The sequence below is a fragment of the Burkholderia sp. AU30198 genome (genome assembly GCF_020419825.1).
In the GTDB taxonomy this organism is placed as follows: Bacteria; Pseudomonadota; Gammaproteobacteria; order Burkholderiales; family Burkholderiaceae; genus Burkholderia.
The window spans coordinates 266,946-284,491 of record NZ_JAIZSA010000002.1 but is presented as its reverse complement, the minus strand read 5'-3'; the positions used below and the strand labels follow the sequence as shown (position 1 = coordinate 284,491).

Genomic DNA, 17,546 nt, shown 5'->3' with positions numbered 1-17,546 from the left:
TTCCGCGTGTCGCGTTGCGGCGCTTCCCAACCGCTTTCCTTGATTGGATCGACGGGATCGTCGTAGCGCAAGACTGAGCCGCGCAATACGTCCAGCGGTTGGATTGCATTCCGATGGCTACGCATCCGCCCACTTTCTCAACAGGTTGTGATAAATCCCCGTCAATGAAATGACCATCGGATCCTTCGCGCCTTTCTCGGCGGAAACCGCCTGAATCTGCGTATCGAGCTGGAACAGCAGCGTGCGGTCGGCGTCGTCGCGCACCATGCTCTGGATCCAGAAGAACGACGCGACGCGCTCGCCGCGCGTCACGGGCGTCACGTGATGCAGGCTCGACGCCGGATACAGCACGAGGTCGCCCGCCGGCAGCTTCGCGCGATGCGTGCCGTACGTATCCTCGATACACAGCTCGCCACCGTCGTATGCATCGGGTTCTTCGAGAAACAGCGTCGCCGACAGGTCGCTGCGCACGCGGAAATCCGTGCCGCGCAGCAGCCGGATCGCGTTGTCGACGTGCGTGCCGAACGTCTCGCCGCCTTCGTAGCGATTGAACAGCGGCGGATACACCTTGAGCGGCAGCGCCGCCGAAAAGAACAGTTGGTGGCGCGCCAGCGCGTCCTGGATCGCGTCGCCCACCGCGCGTGCGGCCGGCGCGCCTTCCGGCAATTGCCGGTTGCGTTTCGCGAGCGCGGACTGCGTGCCGGACGTCGCATTGCCGTCGACCCATTCGGCCGCGTCGAGCAGCTCGCGACATTGCGCGACCTGCGCTTTCGTCAGTACGCCGGGGATATGAAGCATCATGATGCGGATTCCATGCAGTGTGGCTGCGGCTGCGGCTGCGGCTGTGGTGGCAACTGCAGCGCCGCCGCACGAAACGCGTCGATCGGCGACGACGCGAGATACGCGTGCATCTTCGCGACGAACGCGGGGGTAGCGGTGGCCGGCACGCGCGCGAGCCACGCGAGCGCTTCGTCGATCTGCCCGCGCTCGGCGAGCAGCCTCGCAAGGTTGAACTGGCCGCGGAAGTCGCCGGCCACGGCGGCGCGGCGATAGTGGTCGAACGCGGCGTCGGGGTCGACCGGTACGACCCAGCCGTCCTCGTAGAAGCCGCCGATCAGGTTGATCGATTTCGCATGGCCGAGTGCGGCCGCGCGCAGGAACCAGTCGAGCGCATCGGCGCGATTCTCGTCGACACCGTTGCCGAGCGCGAGCGCCGTCGCGTAGTTGTACATGCCCCAGTCGAGCCCCGCCTGCGCGGCGAGCCGGTACCAGTACACGGCGACCGGTGCGCACGCGGCCGTGCCCCAGCCGAACTCGTAGCAGCGGCCGAGCATGTTCATCGCCATCGCGTGGCCGGCGCGCGCCGCGTGCCGGAACCAGTTGAACGCGGCCGCCGGATCGCGCGCGACGCCATGCCCGTCGAGCAGGTATTGCCCGTAGACGGCCTGCGCATCGACGATGCCGTTGTCGGCCGCCGCCGCGACCCACGCGGCGGCGCGCTCGGGCGGCCCGGCCAGGATGTCGGCGAACTCGCGCGGCGATACCGACGCGAGCGCCTTCAGCGACACGGCCTCCATCGATCAGTAGCGCGCGTTCAGCGTGACGAACGCCGAGCGGCCCGGTGCGATCGACGCGTAGTGCGCCGGATACGCCTGGTCGAAGTAGGTGCGGTTGAACAGGTTGTTCACGTTCAGCTGCAGGTCGAGCTTCTTGTTGATCCGGTACTGCGCCATCGCATCGAAGCGCCAGTACGACGGCACCGCGTGCTGGTTCGCGGTATCGCCGAACACCTGCGACATGTAGAACGCGCCGCCGCCGACGGTGAACTTCGGCGTCACGTCGTAGTTCGACCACATCGTGAAGCTGTGCTTCGGCGTGTTCGGGAACTGGTTGCCGTTGCTCGCGGTGTCCTTGCCGTTGTCGCGCAGTTCGCTCTTCATGTACGTGTAGCCGCCGAACAGCTGCCACTGCTTCGTGATCTGGCCCGCGACGCCGAGTTCGAGACCCTGCACGCGCTTGTTGCCGACCATCGCGTACTGGTTGTTCGGCAGCGTCACGCGCGCGTTCGTCGTGTCGATCTGGAACAGCGCGGCAGTCAGCGCGAGCTTGTCGTTCAGCACGTTCCACTTCGTGCCGAGCTCGATGCTGCGGTTCTTTTCCGGCGACAGCTGATCGGCGTTCGAGCCGACGCCGCCACGGCCCGGCGTGAGCGACTGCGTTTCGCTGCCTTCGCCGAGCAGCATGCCGGCCGGCGTCGACGACGTCGCGTACGACGCATAGATGCTGCCGTTCTGCGCCGGCTTGAACACGAGGCCGGCCTGCCAGTTCACGAGGGTGTCGTCACGCGTGGTGGTCTTGCCGCCATTGGCCTTGGTGTCGGTGAAGCGGGTCGAATAGTCGTCGATGCGCACGCCGCCGTTGACCTGCCAGCGCGGCGTGATCTCGATCGTGTCGAAGCCGTAGATCGACTTCGTCACGGTGCGGGCATGCGAGTAGTCGTTGTTGCGCGTGATCGAGCCGGCCCACGGGTCGTTGGGATTCGGCGACCACAGGCTCGTGCAGTTGTAGCCCGATGCCGCGCCGATGCCGTTCTGGCAGATCTTGCCGTTCGCGGTGGCGACGTTGTACGTGTCGCGCTTGCCCCATTCGCGCGATAGCTCGATGCCGGTCGTGAAGCTGTGCTTGAACGGGCCGGTGCGGAATTCGCCGAACAGCTCGGTCTGGTTCGCGATGCTGTTGATCGAGCTGTTGCGGGTGTTCGCGCGTCGCCAGACCTTGCCGTTGACCACGTTGCCCTGGCTGTCGTCGGGCTGCGTCCAGATGTAGTCCTGCGTCGATTCCGTGTAGCGCGTGGTGTTGCGGATCGTCAGCGACGACGTGATGTCGTGCTCGATCTTGAGCGTGCTGATGTCCGACGTGGTCTTGCGGAAATCGCGGTTGGTCAGGCCGTAGAAGTTGTGGCGGTCGACGGGCGCCGGGCCGTCGGTGGCGACGCCTTTCGGGAGGTTGAAGCCGTAGAAGTACGGGATGCCGCCGTCGGGCATGTCGTCCGTCGACAGGTGGTAATAGCTCGCGGTCACGCGCGTCGCCGTGCCGAGGCCGAATGCGATCGACGGCGCGACGCCCCAGCGCTCGTTGTTGACCGCGTCGCGGCCGGCGACGTCGTTGTTGTGGCTCATCAGGTTCAGGCGGAACGCGGCGTGATCGGCGAACTGCCAGTTGCCGTCGGCCGTGAAGCGGCGATAGCGGTCGGTACCGAGGCCCGCGCTCGCGGCGGCGGTGGTGCCGAGGTGCGGGGCCTTCGTGATCAGGTTGATGCTGCCACCCGCGCCGCCGCGGCCGCCGTACGCGCCGTCGGAACCCTTGGTGATCTCGATGCGCTCGGTGTTGAAGATCTCGCGCGTCGTGGCGCCCGTGTCGCGCATCCCGTCGACGAACATGCTGCCCTGCGTGTCGTAGCCGCGGATGAACGGACGATCGCCGAGCGGATTGCCGCCTTCGCCGGCGCCGAACGTGATGCCGGGCACGGTGCGCAGCGCTTCGGTCAGCGTCGACGCGCCGCTGTTCTGGATCAGTTCCTGCGGGATCACGGTGACGGATTTCGGCGTGTCGACGAGCGGCGCGGTGAATTTCGCGGAAGCGGAGAAGTCGGCCTTGTAGCTGTGCTCGGCCTTGCCCTGGACCTCGATCGGCGCGAGATGGCCTTCGGTGCTGGCCGGGGCGGGCGGCGGCGTGCCGTCCGCTGCGAACGCGGGGCTCGCGGCGAGCACGCTGCACAGGGTGGTGAATTTGCCGAGCTTCAGCTCGTCGGAACGTGACTTCATGGTGCGCTTCGACCTCGCGGTGTGGCCCCGGGGCGGTGCGCTGCGGAAATGTGCATGCCGCCGGGAATTATTACGATTTGTTTTCAGGCGGCATTCTATGTAATTTTCCGTTAAATGAGAAGCGTTCGTGTTCTCGTTTATTGGGAAATTGTTAACAAATGTGGCGGGGCATTCCGGGCAGGGCCGATGGCCGATCAGCCAGGTGTGACGGGCTTGTCAGGCGGGTTAGAGTGGTTCTGTTGCGGATCACCCGCCATGACATCAAGGTGCTAATATGACAGCATTGAAAGCAAATGTGGTGAGGTGCATCATGCCTGTGATTACCGTTCGAAATTTGCCCGATGAAGTGCACCGCGCGCTCCGAATTCGCGCGGCCCAGCATGGGCGTAGCACCGAAGCCGAGGTACGTGACATCCTTGAGCAGGCCGTTCTGCCGGGTGGCCGGCTGAAGCTCGGGACGCTGCTGGCGGAAATCGGACGGGAGGCGGGCGGCGTCGAATTCGACGTTCAGCGCGACAAGACGCTAACCGACCCGATGAGCTTCGAATGATTCTTGTTGATACGAACGTGATGTCCGAGCCGCTGCGGCGCGAGCCGAGTGCGGCCGTGATCGAATGGCTCGATGCCCAGAACGTCGAAACGTTGTTTCTGGCTGCGATCAGTCTCGGCGAAATGCGCTTCGGTGTGGCGGCACTGCCTGAAGGGCGCAGGCGCGACTGGCTTCACCAAAGCATCGAGCAGCGCGTGGTGCCGCTGTTTCGCGGCCGGATCCTGCCGTTCGACGATGCGGCGAGCAAAGCGTATGCGGGTATTCGAGCGCGTGCGCGTGCGTCAGGCAGCGCGATCGCACCAGCGGATGTTTTTATCGCCGCGACGGCCGAGGCGAACGGGTTGATCATTGCGACGCGCGACGTCGCGCCATTCAAGGCGGTCGGCTTGCGGGTGATCGATCCGTGGGCGTCCTAGGCGCCGATTGCTCACTTGTACATCACGCGAAAAAAATAAAGCGCGCCGGGTTGTCCGGCGCGCTTTTCGCTGAGCGTAGGGGCGCCTGACTAGTGCGCCCCCCGCTGCTCCCTCTCAATCAACCCCGTGAAACACCGCATCCTCCGGCCCGAGATATGCCGGCGGGCGCCACGTCGCGTCGCGCATCGAATGCTGGACGAGGTTCTCGACGCCGAGCAGTATCGCGAAGATCGCCATCCGCACCGGAATGCCGTTGTCGGTCTGGCGGAAGATCGCGAGGCGCGGGTCGCGGTTCAGGTCGACCGACAGGTCGTTCGCACCGGGCCGGCTGTCGCGCGGCAGCGGGTGCATGATCAGCGTATCGGGCTTGCACACCGTATCGACGAGCGCCTGGTTGATCTGGAAATCCGGCGTGTAGCCTTCGAACGACTCGTCGGTGAAGCGCTCCTTCTGGATCCGCGTCGCGTAGACGACGTCCGCGCCGCGCAGCCCGGCTGCCAGGTCGGTCGTCTGCTCGATCACATGGCCGTTCGTCGCGATCTGGTCGACGATGTAAGCCGGCATCTCGAGGGTCGGCGGCGACACGAGCGTGAACTTGAGCCCTCGGTACAGCGCGAGCAGCTTGACGAGCGAGTGCACGGTGCGGCCGTACTTGAGGTCGCCGACCAGCGCGATGTGCGCGCCGTCGACGATCTTGCCGAGCCGCGAGAATTCGCGCTGGATCGTATAGAGATCGAGCAGCGCCTGGCTCGGGTGCTCGCCGGGGCCGTCGCCGCCGTTGATCACGGGCAGGTTGGTCGCGCGGGCGAACTCGGCCACCGAGCCTTTCTCCGGGTGGCGGATCACGAGCGCGTCGACGTAGCCGGCCATCACGCGGCTCGTGTCGTAGATCGATTCGCCCTTGGCCATCGACGAAAACGTGAAGCCCGTCGTGTCGCACACCGAGCCGCCGAGCCGGCAGAAGGCGGCACCGAACGACACGCGCGTACGCGTGCTGGCCTCGAAGAACAGGTTGCCGAGCACCGCGCCCTCCAGCACGCGCGAGATCTTGTGGCGGCGCGCGATCGGCTGCATCACGTCGGCCACGCGGAACAGCGCCTCGACCGAATCCCGCGAGAACTGGTCGACCGAGATCAATTGCGGCTTGCCTTCGAACAGGAACTGCTTCGAGAGACCCTGTTTATCTACGCTTTGCGTATAGTCTCCGCCGTCCGGTGCCGAGCGCTCGACGATTTCCGACACGAAGCGCTCGACGATCTCGGGCATGCCGCGCGATTCCTGCGAGTCGTCAGGCAGCAGCCACGTGTCCAGCGCACGCCGGCTGACGCCGATGCGATTGGCGAACGCTTCGCGGGTCATGTTGAGGCGGCGCATCGCGTCGCGTAGGAAGGCTTGCTGGGGAACGGTCATCGGCGGCTCCTGACGGAAAATGTACGCGGTGCGTATATTAGTTTCTGGCGCGTTGAAGTCAAGGAAAATCTGCGCGACCCGGCTGGGTGGCCCGTGTGACCTGCCGCGGGTGCGTACTGGCGCGCGGCGGCCGTCTCCGTATAATCAGGTCAGGCCCCGTGCCCGGCATCTTGCCGGGCGCCACGCCACAAACGATTCGCCCGTCGGGCTTGATGATTCGAAGGAGAATGGGAATGACGCGTACGATTGCTGCAATGCTGCTGGTGGTGACCGCAGCGCTCGCCGGTTGCAACACGGTGGCCGGCATGGGGCAGGACATTTCGAAGGGCGGCCAGGCGATCAGCGATACGGCTGAAAAGGCCAAGTAAGCCGACCGGTTCAGGAATGCAGAAGACGCCGGGCCGTCCCGCGATCGCGGGGCGGCCCGGCGTTTTTTTGCGTCCGGCGTCCGATGCCGGTGGCGTCACGCGTGCTCGACGAACGCGTAACGGCCTTCGACCTTGCGCGGCGTGAACCCGCCGTAGTCGGGGAACAGCCGGTTGCGGACGAACCAGACATAGCCCACCAGCAGGACCGTGACCACGAGGCTCGGCAGCGTGGTCGACGGACTGCGTCCGAGCTCGGCGATGGTCTTCGGCACCTGTACCAGCGACAACAGGATGAACGCGTGATAGGCGCCGACGCGATGCGTCGCGAAGCCCCAGATGAACAGCAGCGAGAGCAGCACGTTCAGCGCGAGCAACAGCATGACGAGGCCATTGCCGAGCGCGCCCGAGATGCCGAGGTCGCCGCCGGATGTGGCGACGCCGTAAGCGAACGTCAGGCCGTTCGCGAGCTGGACGAAGGCGAGTGCGACCAGGATCCGGACGTGCACCTTGTTCTTGCGGCAGCGTTCGGGATCGGGGCGCGACGCAATCAGGCCGGCGAGCACACGATCGTCGAGCCCGTGTCCGGACAGGTCGGCCAGGACGTCGGCCTTCCTCGTTCCAGCGGACATCAGCACCGCGATTCTTGTTTTGGCTTCCTTCCTGTTCATTGCGCGGCGGCGTGTCGTTCGATGGTCGTCAAAGGTCCCGGTCACGCGAATATTGCATCTCGCCGGGTGGCGCGCAACGGTTTTGCGGCGCGCGGACACATTCCTGCAATCGCCTGTGGCAGCGCGACAGGGCGTGCGACGAGGCCGAGCGATTTCCCATGTCTGGATGACGCGACGAACGCCGATCAATCGGTAGCGGTTGGTGCGGGGCGAGCTGGCCGTATCGGCTTCGCCGGCCGTGCGTCGCGTGCCTGGGCGGGCAGTTCGCGCCGCCGCGTTGCGCCGACGACCATGCCCGCGACGACGAGCGCGATGCCCGCGACCCGCGTGCCGCTGAGCGTTTCGCCGAACAGCGCGACCGCGAACAGCACGGCCGAGACCGGCGCGACCGCCGTGAACAGCGCGGCCTCGGTGCCGCTCGTGCGCGCCGAACCAGCGTACCAGCACAGGTAGCCGAGCACGGTCGGCACCAGTGCGTAGTAGGCGATCGCCGACACGGCGCCGATGGTCCAGCCGGTCGCCACCGCGCGCCATTCGAACGCGGCCGGCACGAGTGCGAGCACGAAGCCCAGGCCCGACATCGCGGTGGACAGCGCCAGCGGCGGCAGGGGGGCGGCAAGCCGCCGGTTGAGCAGGATGAAGACGGCTTCGCACGCGACGGCGGCCAGCACCAGCGCATCGCCGGCAAGCGTGCGGAGCGACGGCAGCGCCTGACCGGGTGCGAACGTGACGAACAGCACGCCAGCCGTTGCGAGCGCGGCGGCCAGCCAGTCGCGCGGCGTCTGCCGCTCGCGCAGCACGGTGGCGGCGATCAGCGTCGACATCGCGGGCAGCGTGCCGAGCATCACGCCCGCATCGAGCGGCGACGACAGCTTCGTGCCGCAGATCAGCAGCACCGTATAGCCGACGCCGCCCGCGGCTGCCTGGATGACGAGCAGCACGGCGTCACGCGTGGAGATGCGTGGCCAGCGCATGCGCTGCGCGCGCATCAGTGCGAACAGCAGCGGTGTCGCGATCAGGAAGCGCAGCGCCGTGGCCGCGAACGGCGGCAGGCCGCCTGCCGCGAGACGGCTCGCGATGACGGTGCTGCCGACGCCCGCCATCGCAGCGGCGAGATAGAGATAGCCAATCAGTCGTGTCTTCATGCGCCGCATCGTCGCGCACGGCGGCAGCGTGCGTCTTGAACGAAATTGCAGCGCACACGGGCATGTCGGATAGGGCGCACGGGATTCGGCATGCCTGCGCCACGGGTATCGGCTGCCACTGCTGCGGTCATGTGGTCACTGCGGTCGCAGCGGCAGTGCCTTCGACGGCGGCTTGCCTGATGGCCTCGCGCGGGAGGCCCGCGGCGTCAAACGGCCTGCGTGAACCGCCCGGGCGTGATCCCGAACTGGCGCGCGAACGCACGCGTCAGGTGGCTCTGATCGGCAAAGCCGGCTTCGGCCGCGGCGTCGGCAATCGGCAGGCCGCTGGCGAGCAGCGCGCGCGCCAGCCGTGCTCGCGACTGGATCAGGTACGCGTGCGGTGTGATGCCGAGTTCGCGGGCAAACCCGCGCAGCAGCTGGAAGCGGCTGACGCCGCTCAGGTCGGCCAGCTCGGCGAGCGAGACGGGGGCGGCCGGCGCCGCGTCGAGCCGCTCCCGGGCGATGCGGATCGCCGGTGCAACGCCCGCCGCCGGCAGCGTGCGGTTCGCGTGCCGGGCGAGCAGCCCGGCGACGAGCATCACGACCGCCTCGTCGCGGGCGAGCGGCTGGGATGCCCCCGCGACGATGCGCGCATGCAGCCGGCCGACGGCGGCTGTGAGCCGCGCGTCGCGCACCGCCGGGTGCGCCAGTTCGACGCCGCCGAGACCTTCTTCCGCGGCGACGCCCGCGACCAGCGCGGGCGCGAGGTACAGCATCCGCCAGCGCCGGCCCGTGCCGGCCTCGATCGGCGAGCCGTCGTGCATCTCGCCCGGGTTGACCATGATCGCGTCGCCGGCCAGCGCGTCGACCTGCCCGCGACCGCTCCACGACCGGTGCGCGCCGCTGACGATCACGCCGACCCCGAATTCGTCGTGCGCGTGGCGCGGAAACGCGCGGTCGGATTCGAGGCTGATCGCCTCGATGCCTTCGCCGGTTCGTCGGTAGTGGGTGACGCGGTGCATGTGCGCTCCTCGCGCCGGTCGCGGCGCGGATTTCGTGCACTTTAGCGCGTTCCGGCGCCGCGCGCCCTTCATCCTTTTGGCCGATACCGCGCGGCACGCGCAGCCCGCACCATGTGCACATGAGCAGCGTACACGGCCCGCCGGGCCTGAAGCTGCGCGGGAGACAGCAGATGGAACGACAGGATCCGGTATTCATTCAGGTTGGCGCGCTCGCGGACGGCTTCGCGCCGGAAGCGAACATCCTCGCGTCCGTCGATGCGCTCGCGGGGCGGACGCTCACGCTCGGCGACGCCTCGGGCGCGTGGCGCGTCTATACGTTCGAGCCCGGCGCGCTGCAGTGGCGCGACGCGGCGACCGGCGCGAGCGGCCGCGAGCCGTGCCGCGTGACGCGGCTGCGCGACGCGCTGTATTTCGTCGACTACCTAGATTCGGCCGCCCGTGCGACCTCGGTCAGTCTCGTGATCGATCTCGACAACGGCGTCTGGACGTCGGTCGTTGGCACGCTGCCGACCGAAGCGGACACGCACATCGACGCATTCACGCGGGTTGCGCGCGGGCTGCCGCTGACGGGCGTCGAGGCCGGGTTCCGGCACGGCACGCTCGGCGGCCACACGCAGCCGGGGCCGTTGCACGGGCCCACGCGCGCGCTGATCGGCAAGCGGACGATGTACCGCTACAGCCCGACCGAATGCTACGAGCACATCTACCTGAACGAGAACTTCTACGCGTGGCAGTGCCTGCTGGGTGTCGAACGCGGGCTGGCCGATGTCGACCGCTGCCATTACTTCAGGATTGCAGATGAACTGTACCTGTTCGTGTGGCGCGAAAAGGTGGTGCCGACGCTCGGGGTCGTGCTGATCGACCTCGCGCAGCGCAAGACCGACGGCAAGATCTTCGGCTACCAGGGGGGCGATTTCGGCACGCTGTCGAATTTCCCGATCGGCGCGCATGCGCAGGTGCTGAACGACACCGTGCATCCGCTCGACGGCGAGGCGCAGCGATGAATGCCGCGCCGGGCAGCGGCCGCCTGCGTGCGGATTTCAGCGGGCGCGTCGTGCTCGTCACGGGCGCCGCGCAGGGGATCGGCGCGGCGATCGCGCGGCGTTTCGCGGAATCCGACGCGTTCGTCGCACTGGCCGACCTGAACGTCGAAGCCGCCGCCGCACAGGCCGACGCGCTCGCGAGCACGGGGGGCGTCGCGCGCGCCTATCGGGTGGATGCTGCCAGCCGCGACGAACTGGGCGCGCTGGTCGCGGCGGTCGAGCGCGACGGCGGCCGGCTCGATGTCGTCGTCCACAATGCCGCGTATTTTCCGCTGACACCGTTCACGCAGATCGACGAGCCGACGCTCGACCGGACGCTGTCGGTCAACCTGTCGGCGCTGTTCTGGCTCGCGCAAGCCGCGCTGCCGGCATTCGAGCGCGCGGGAGCGGGGCGGCTGCTCGTCACGTCGTCGGTGACGGGGCCGCGCGTCGTGTATCCGGGGCTCGCGCATTACGCGGCGTCGAAGGCCGGCGTGAACGGCTTCATTCGCGCGGCGGCGCTGGAACTCGCGCGTCGCAACGTGACGGTGAACGGCGTCGAGCCGGGCATGATCCGCACGCCGGCGGCCGGCAATCTCGGCGACGCGTCGGTTGCCGCGCAGATCGCGCGCGACATTCCGCTCGCACGGATGGGCGAGCCGGAAGACATCGCGAACGCGATGCTGTTTCTCGCATCGGCCGATGCCGCGTACATCACGGGGCAGACGATCGTCGTCGACGGCGGTGCGACCTTGCCGGAGAGCGGGGCGGTGCTGGGCGGCGAATGACGGTCGACCGCGTCGCCTTCGGTGGAACGGAGGCGGCTCCGCCGGCCTGCTGCGCGTTTGCGCGGCAGGCTCTCCATGTTTCCCGCAGGCGGTTGCCGGGCGGCTTCCGCGTATGCGGCATGCAGTCGCCGCTCAGGCGCGGCTTAGCGCCCCTTCTATTCCGTGCAACGCGGGACGCGCCGCCGACGTCTTGGCCAATGACGACCAACGACCACAATCGACAAGCGATTAGCCGCTAGCGGAAAGCCCCGAGCCCCGAGCCCCGAGCCCCGAGCCCCGAGCTCCGAGCCCCGAGCCCCGAGCCCCGAGCCCCAAGCCCCAAGCCCCAAGCCCCAAGCCCCAAGCCCCAAGCCCCAAGCCCCAAGCCCCAAGCCCCGAGCCGCAGCCCCAGCCCCAGCCCCAGCCCCAGCCCCAGCCCCAGCCCAAGCCCAAGCCCAAGCCCCCGGCAACACTTGCCGCGCGAAATCCCGACTCGTTTGCATCGCGATCCCCAACGCTTCGCCCGCATCCGAACCCCGGGCCGTCATACCGGGTGAACCGTTCGCCAGGGTTCTTCCTGTCTGCCAGCCGCTGGACGGTAATCTCACCGGCCAGCCGTCCCGTCTCGCAGTCCCCCCCGTTGCCCGACAAAAAAATCGCGCATTCGTAGCGAATCCGCCTATGCCAGAACGAATCGCGCGGTAACGCCACCGGTTTCCACCTTCTTCGAGATGAATCATAGGATTCTTCCGACAAGGCATTCGCACAAGCAACGCGATCATTTAAGAAAATGAAGAATCGGTTATTGGCTGAACGATAAACCTGTCTTCATTTCGGATTATTTTTTCGATTCTAGGAATATTCCGATTGTGTGCCGGGAATTTTTTCTGGATCATTACTGTGTGTAAAGAAAACGAAAAGCAATTCGAGGCCACCAACATGCATTTCATCGAGTAAATCGAGTCCGCGAGCGGGGAAACGAATCGCGGATTAACGACGGCACAAGACATCATAAAGGGAAGAGCCCCGGCAGGCGCTGAGCGCGATGCCGGGCGGGCTTTGTCGTCCCTGCGAATCGCGAATGGAGCGATGCGCCGATATCGATCGGTGTCGTTCCACTTCGCTGTCTCGTTGCACCGGGATATTCCCTTTTCAATCGTTTGCACCGGCCCGAATGGCCGGAATTCCAATGGGTTAATCAATTGCGCGGCAATTGCGGGTAATTGCGCCGTAATTGTGCGTGCGCCGGAGGCCAGCATGGTCAAAGCGATTCGGAAGGCGGTCTGGTTCGGGCTGATGCTGGTTCCGTTCGCCGGCATTCAGGCCGGGCAGGTCAACGGCACGGTGAACGTCAGCCTGCAGGTGCGCAGCGGCTGTCAGGTCGGCGGCGGGCCGGTCGGCGCGGATTTCGGCGCACTCGACTTCGGCACGCGCGGGCCCACGTGGTCCGAGCCCCTGACCACCGACACGCGCCCGTCCGGCAGCGGCCCGCTGCACGTCGTGTGCAGCCCCGATATCGGCGGCTTCCTGGTGTCGGTCGACGAGGGCCGGCACGGCCTGCAGTCGACCCGCTATCTGGTGCGGCGCGATGCGGCGGGCCGGAGCGTCGCGCGGGTGCCCTACAACATCTATCGCGATCCGGCGCGCAGCGTGGCGTACGTCCCGCAGATACCCCAGTCGTTTCGTGTCGACGAGCGACGCGATGCCGTCGCGCTGCCGCTGTTCGGCGTCGTCGGCACACAGATGCAGTTCGTCCCGGCCGGGACTTATGAAGATTTGCTCGGGATCACCGTCAACTGGTGAGCCCGGGCGGATGCGTAGCAACTTCACCTCTCATTCGTCAAAGGAACACGTGTGAAAACTCAATGGAACACCCTGGCAGCGGTCGCTCTGGCGTCGGCATGCATGACCGCCGGCGCGCAAACGAGCCCGATTACCGGCTCCGTCAATTCGAAGCTCGTGCTGACGACCGGCTGCGCGATCGATGCCGGCTCGGGCTCGACCGGCGGCTCGACCAACTTCGGCACGCTCGATTTCGGCACGCAGCCGTCGGGCTTTACCGGGGCGCTGACGGCCCAGGCCGCGGGCGGCGGCAGCGGCGGCGCGACGCAGGTGACCTGTTCGCCGGACGTGACCGCGCTGCAGGTGACGATCGACGGCGGCCAGAACCTCGGCAAGGGCGTGGCGGTCGGCGCCGGCACGCGCGCGCTCGCGAGCGGTTCGAGCTACATGCCCTACGAGGTGTACTCGGATTCCGCGCGCTCGGTCCAGTACGTCGCGGGCACCGTGCAGTCCGTCCCGGTGCCGGCGCCGGGTTCGGCGTTCAACCTGCCGATCTACGGTGCGATCAACAAGACGAGCCGCGGCGCACTCGCGGCCGGCACCTACACCGACACGCTGAACATCACGCTCGGCTGGTAAGCGTGCGGCCGGCGCCGCCGCATGGCGGCCCGTCGGCTGCGCTGCCGCGAACCCCTTCGACTCACTTGCCATCATGCGGATAGCTGAACCTCTGGTCTTACTGATGGGCGCGCTCGCGTGCCCGATCGCCGGCCTCGCGGATACGGCGGTGCCGACCACCCGAACCTTCGCGGTCAGCGCGCAGATCGTGTCTGGCTGCGGCGTGGCCGGCGGCGGGTCGGGCACGGGGCTCGATTTCGGCACACTCGATTTCGGCACCTATCCCGCGGTCGCGGCGGGGCAGGCCGTCGCGACTTCGGGCGGCAGCGCGCTGCAAATCGAGTGCTCGCCCGGCACGACGCTGAAGATGTCGGTAGACGGCGGCATGCATCCGACGGGCGGCAACACGCAGCGCAACCTCGCGAGCGCGGGCAATGCGCTGATCGCCTACCGGCTCTACGCGGACGCGAGCCGCACGACCGTGCTGGCGGTCGGGCAACCGGTGTCGATCCCGGCCTCCGGTGTCGTCAGCCTGCCGATCTACGGCGCACTGACGCTGCCGGGCGGTGCGACGCCGCCCGGCACCTATACCGACACCGCCCAGGTCACGCTGAGTTATTGATTCAATCAGGATTCCGACATGAATGATGCCGTTTCAGGACTTCGCCGCGGATGTGTGCGGCGCAGGCGCACGAGGGTGCGCGCGGCCGTGGCGCTGGCCATGGCGGTCGCGGCCGGCGCGGCCCGCGCGGCTGCGTCCGTGATGATCTGGCCGATCGATCCCGTCATCGAGAGCGACCAGCGCGCAGCGGCGCTGTGGCTCGAGAACTGCGACATGAAGCCCGTCACGCTGCAGGTGCGCGTGCTCGGCTGGCGCGAGGCGGGCGGCGAGGACCTGTATGCGGAAGACCAGACGCGCGTCGCGGGCAGCCCGCCGATGACGACCGTGCCGCCCGGCAAGCGGCAACTGATTCGCCTGACGCGCTTGACCGATGTCGCGCCCGGCACCGAGGACGCGTACCGCGTGTTGATCGACGAGATTCCGCAACCGGACGACGACACGGCACCGGCCGGCGGCCAGGCGTCGCTCGGCGTGAAGTTCCAGATGCACTACTCGATCCCGCTGTTCGTGTATGGGGCGGGGCTGCGCGCGAAGGCGCCTGCGGAGCGGTCGCCCGGCGAGGCGGGCGTCGGGCAGCCCCGGCTCGGCTGGCGCATCGAGCACGAAGGCGGCAAGCGCTGGCTCGCGATCGAGAACCGCGGCCCGGTGCACGCCCGGCTTACGCAGGTTGCGCTCGTCGCGCAGGGCGAACGCAGCGACGTGGCGCGCGGGCTGCTCGGCTACGTGCTGCCCGGCGCGCGGATGCGCTGGGTGCTGCCGGATGCCGTTCGGGAGGCGCCACAGGCGCGACTGATCGCGACGGTCAATGGCGAGCGCGACGTGGCCGTCGAGCCGGAGCCCGCCGACGCGAAGCGCTGACGCTTCGCATGCGCACAGCGACGCGGAGTCGTCGCACGGGATCCAGCAGGAACGGACGGGATATCACGGCAAACGGGGGCAGTCTTGGAGCGGTTCAATCGACAGGGACGCAGGCGGCCGCGCCTGCGCGGCGCCGCGTGGGCAATCGGCATCGCCGTTTCGGTGACCGGTGCGGCACGTGCGGACGACGCAATGAAACTCGCCGACAACTTCGGGCGCGCGTTGCCGACCTCCGATCCGGCGCTGCGCAGCGGCACGCTGTATCTCGAACTCGTGGTCAACGCGCTGCCCACCGGGCAGGTCGTGCCGGTTCGCTATCAGGACGGCGCGTACTACGTGCGCGCCGGCGATCTCGCGAAGGTGTCGGTGCGAACCGACGCCGAGCCTGACCGGATGGTCGATCTCGCGAAGCTCGCTCACGTCGAGGTCGAATACGAAAGCACGTCGCAGCAGCTCAGGCTCACGGTGCCGCCCGACTGGCTGCCGGCCCAGACGATCGGCACGCGGCGGTTGTACGACCGCACGCCGGCGGCGGCGGATTTCGGGCTGCTGTTCAACTACGACGTCTATACGAACTCGCCGACGCTCGGCCGCAGCCAGACGTCCGCGTGGACCGAGCAGCGGTTGTTCGACCGCTGGGGCACGCTTGCGAACACGGGCGTCTATCGACGCACCTACGGTATCGGTGGCGCATCCGGCGACAACCGTTACATGCGTTACGACACGACCTGGCGCTATGCCGACCAGGACCGGATGCTGAGCTTCACGGCCGGCGACCTCGTCACGGGGGCACTGTCGTGGACGAGCGCGGTGCGGCTGGGCGGCGTGTCGGTTGCGCGGGACTTTCGTGTCAGGCCGGACATCGTCACCTATCCGCTGCCGCAGTTCGCGGGGCAGGCGGCGGTGCCGACCGCGGTCGACCTGTTCATCAACGGCAGCAAGGCGACGTCGGGGCAGGTCAACCCGGGCCCGTTCGCGCTGAACGACGTGCCGTTCATCAACGGCGCGGGCGAAGCGACCGTCGTGACGACCGACGCGCTCGGCCGTCAGGTCGCGACCACGGTGCCGTTCTATGTCGCGAACACGCTGCTGCAGAAAGGGCTGTCCGACTATTCGCTGTCGGTCGGTGCAATGCGTCGCGACTACGGCATCCGCTCGTTCTCGTACGGCAAGTTCGCGATGTCCGGCACCGCGCGCTACGGGCTCACGGACTACCTGACGCTCGAAGGGCATGCGGAGACCGGCGAACGGCTCGCGCTCGGCGGGCTCGGCTTCGACGTCGCGGCCGGCCGCGCCGGGGTGTTCAACTTCGCGGCGACGCAAAGCAGTCTCGCCGGCACGTCGGGGCAGCAATACGCATTCGGTTACAGCTACACGTCGCGCCGGTTCAGCGTCGCGTTGCAGCGTATCCAGCGCACCAACGGGTTTCGCGACCTGTCCGTGTACGACCAGGCGTCCGGCGTGACCTACCGGCTCGTGCGCAGCAGCACGCAGGCGACCGGCGCGCTGAATCTCGGCATGATCGGCGGCACGCTCGGGGCCGGCTATTTCGACGTGCATGGCGGCGACGGGTCGCATACGCGGATCGCGAACGTGTCGTACACGCGCCCGCTGTTCGGGCGCGCGACGCTCTACGCGTCGCTGAACAAGACCATCGGCAATCACGGCGTCGCCGCCCAGATGCAGCTGATCGTGCCGTTCGGCGGCGGCGGCACGGTGACGGCCGGCACCGCGCGCGACGAGCACGACAACTGGACCGAGCGCGTGCAATACAGCCGCTCGGTGCCGAGCGATGGCGGGCTGGGCTGGAATCTCGCGTATGCCGGCGGCGGTTCGCGTTACCAGCAGGCCGACCTGACGTGGCGCAATCGCTACTTCCAGGTGCAGGGCGGCGCATACGGCGGCGGTGCCGGCCAGGGCTACACGCGCTGGGCCGACGTGCAGGGCTCGTTCGTCGTGATGGGCGGTGCGGTGCTCGCGGCCGACCGCGTCGACGATGCGTTCGTGCTGATCGATACGCAGGGGCAGCCGGGCGTGCCGGTGCGCTACGAGAACCAAGTGGTCGGCAAGACCGACGGTGGCGGCCACTTGCTGGTGCCGTGGGCCCCCGCGTATTACGCGGCCAAATACGAGATCGATCCGCTCGGCCTGCCGAGCAACATGCGTGTCCCGACGGTCGAGCGGCGTGTCGCGGTGCGGCAGCGTGCGGGCGCGATCGTGCGGTTTCCGGTCGAGCGCATCGTGTCCGCCAGTATCGCGCTCGTCGACGCGCAGGGTCGGCCGCTGCCGGTCGGCGCGCGCGCGACGCATCGCGAATCGGGGCAGACGGCGCTCGTCGGCTGGGGCGGCGAGACGTATTTCGAAGGACTGTCGGACATCAATCACGTGGACGTCGCGCTGCCGGGCGGCCGGACTTGCGAAGCGACGTTCACGTCCGACGCCGGCGCGGACCGGATGCAGCGCATCGGGCCGCTGCGCTGCGGCAACTAGACGGA

Annotated in this window: 17 protein-coding genes; 10 read left to right on the top strand and 7 right to left on the bottom strand. The window is 67.8% G+C overall.

Annotation, left to right across the window (positions count from 1 at the left end; genetic code table 11):
* Positions 1-117 precede the first annotated feature (117 nt).
* The 3 genes from LGN19_RS06845 to LGN19_RS06835 are packed head-to-tail and all read right to left on the bottom strand — an operon-like array spanning position 118 to position 3,824.
* Positions 118-801 carry a Fe2+-dependent dioxygenase gene (locus tag LGN19_RS06845; RefSeq protein ID WP_226213680.1) on the bottom strand — a complete coding sequence of 228 codons (684 nt, stop codon included), beginning with the start codon at positions 799-801 and terminating at the stop codon, positions 118-120.
* The gene (locus tag LGN19_RS06840; RefSeq protein ID WP_226213679.1) at positions 798-1,577 is read right to left on the bottom strand and encodes a tetratricopeptide repeat protein; all 780 of its coding nucleotides are present in this window, start codon (positions 1,575-1,577) and stop codon (positions 798-800) included. The genes LGN19_RS06845 and LGN19_RS06840 overlap by 4 nt, the downstream gene beginning before the upstream one ends.
* Before the next feature lie 3 nt (positions 1,578-1,580).
* Positions 1,581-3,824, bottom strand: a complete 2,244-nt coding sequence (locus LGN19_RS06835) for a TonB-dependent receptor (RefSeq protein WP_122947613.1) — start codon at positions 3,822-3,824, stop codon at positions 1,581-1,583.
* Positions 3,825-4,134: 310 nt separating this feature from the next.
* Here LGN19_RS06835 and LGN19_RS06830 point away from each other — a divergent pair, with 310 nt between their 5' ends.
* Together LGN19_RS06830 and LGN19_RS06825 are read left to right on the top strand one after the other, a co-directional pair.
* Positions 4,135-4,374, top strand: coding sequence for a FitA-like ribbon-helix-helix domain-containing protein (locus LGN19_RS06830; protein WP_122947612.1), 240 nt, complete (start codon positions 4,135-4,137; stop codon positions 4,372-4,374).
* Complete coding sequence (locus tag LGN19_RS06825; protein ID WP_122947611.1) at positions 4,371-4,790, top strand: type II toxin-antitoxin system VapC family toxin; 420 nt, start codon at positions 4,371-4,373, stop codon at positions 4,788-4,790. The genes LGN19_RS06830 and LGN19_RS06825 overlap by 4 nt, the downstream gene beginning before the upstream one ends.
* A gap of 114 nt (positions 4,791-4,904) precedes the next feature.
* On the opposite strand, the gene LGN19_RS06820 is transcribed toward LGN19_RS06825, so the two are convergent.
* Positions 4,905-6,200, bottom strand: coding sequence for an aspartate carbamoyltransferase (locus LGN19_RS06820; RefSeq protein WP_122947610.1), 1,296 nt, complete (start codon positions 6,198-6,200; stop codon positions 4,905-4,907).
* Between the two features lie 233 nt (positions 6,201-6,433).
* Here LGN19_RS06820 and LGN19_RS06815 point away from each other — a divergent pair, with 233 nt between their 5' ends.
* Positions 6,434-6,568: an entericidin A/B family lipoprotein gene (locus tag LGN19_RS06815; RefSeq protein ID WP_009688930.1), complete on the top strand. Its 135-nt coding sequence runs from the start codon at positions 6,434-6,436 to the stop codon at positions 6,566-6,568.
* Between the two features lie 95 nt (positions 6,569-6,663).
* Here LGN19_RS06815 and LGN19_RS06810 read toward each other — a convergent pair whose 3' ends face one another.
* The 3 genes from LGN19_RS06810 to LGN19_RS06800 all read right to left on the bottom strand — a co-directional run bounded on the left by LGN19_RS06810 (position 6,664) and on the right by LGN19_RS06800 (position 9,382).
* The gene (locus LGN19_RS06810; protein ID WP_226213678.1) at positions 6,664-7,236 is read right to left on the bottom strand and encodes a permease; all 573 of its coding nucleotides are present in this window, start codon (positions 7,234-7,236) and stop codon (positions 6,664-6,666) included.
* A gap of 185 nt (positions 7,237-7,421) precedes the next feature.
* Complete coding sequence (locus LGN19_RS06805) at positions 7,422-8,381, bottom strand: DMT family transporter (protein WP_226213677.1); 960 nt, start codon at positions 8,379-8,381, stop codon at positions 7,422-7,424.
* A 206-nt stretch (positions 8,382-8,587) separates the two neighbouring features.
* Positions 8,588-9,382: an AraC family transcriptional regulator gene (locus LGN19_RS06800; protein ID WP_226213676.1), complete on the bottom strand. Its 795-nt coding sequence runs from the start codon at positions 9,380-9,382 to the stop codon at positions 8,588-8,590.
* A 170-nt stretch (positions 9,383-9,552) separates the two neighbouring features.
* Between LGN19_RS06800 and LGN19_RS06795 the strand changes: the two genes are divergently transcribed.
* The 7 genes from LGN19_RS06795 to LGN19_RS06765 all read left to right on the top strand — a co-directional run bounded on the left by LGN19_RS06795 (position 9,553) and on the right by LGN19_RS06765 (position 17,541).
* A complete protein-coding gene (locus LGN19_RS06795) occupies positions 9,553-10,386 on the top strand; it encodes a molybdenum cofactor biosynthesis F family protein (protein WP_175220354.1) in 834 nt (277 codons plus the stop codon).
* Complete coding sequence (locus tag LGN19_RS06790) at positions 10,383-11,192, top strand: SDR family oxidoreductase (RefSeq protein ID WP_174955736.1); 810 nt, start codon at positions 10,383-10,385, stop codon at positions 11,190-11,192. The genes LGN19_RS06795 and LGN19_RS06790 overlap by 4 nt, the downstream gene beginning before the upstream one ends.
* 1,236 nt (positions 11,193-12,428) lie before the next feature.
* Positions 12,429-12,974 carry a spore coat U domain-containing protein gene (locus LGN19_RS06785; RefSeq protein ID WP_122947607.1) on the top strand — a complete coding sequence of 182 codons (546 nt, stop codon included), beginning with the start codon at positions 12,429-12,431 and terminating at the stop codon, positions 12,972-12,974.
* Positions 12,975-13,025: 51 nt separating this feature from the next.
* Positions 13,026-13,592, top strand: coding sequence for a spore coat U domain-containing protein (locus tag LGN19_RS06780; RefSeq protein ID WP_164462695.1), 567 nt, complete (start codon positions 13,026-13,028; stop codon positions 13,590-13,592).
* A 73-nt stretch (positions 13,593-13,665) separates the two neighbouring features.
* Positions 13,666-14,193 (top strand): spore coat U domain-containing protein, encoded by a 528-nt coding sequence (locus LGN19_RS06775; RefSeq protein WP_264172948.1) that lies wholly within the window; start codon positions 13,666-13,668, stop codon positions 14,191-14,193.
* Between the two features lie 18 nt (positions 14,194-14,211).
* Positions 14,212-15,051 carry a molecular chaperone gene (locus LGN19_RS06770; RefSeq protein WP_413227196.1) on the top strand — a complete coding sequence of 280 codons (840 nt, stop codon included), beginning with the start codon at positions 14,212-14,214 and terminating at the stop codon, positions 15,049-15,051.
* Positions 15,052-15,135: 84 nt separating this feature from the next.
* Positions 15,136-17,541: a fimbria/pilus outer membrane usher protein gene (locus LGN19_RS06765; RefSeq protein ID WP_413227195.1), complete on the top strand. Its 2,406-nt coding sequence runs from the start codon at positions 15,136-15,138 to the stop codon at positions 17,539-17,541.
* The last annotated feature ends 5 nt before the right edge of the window (positions 17,542-17,546 follow it).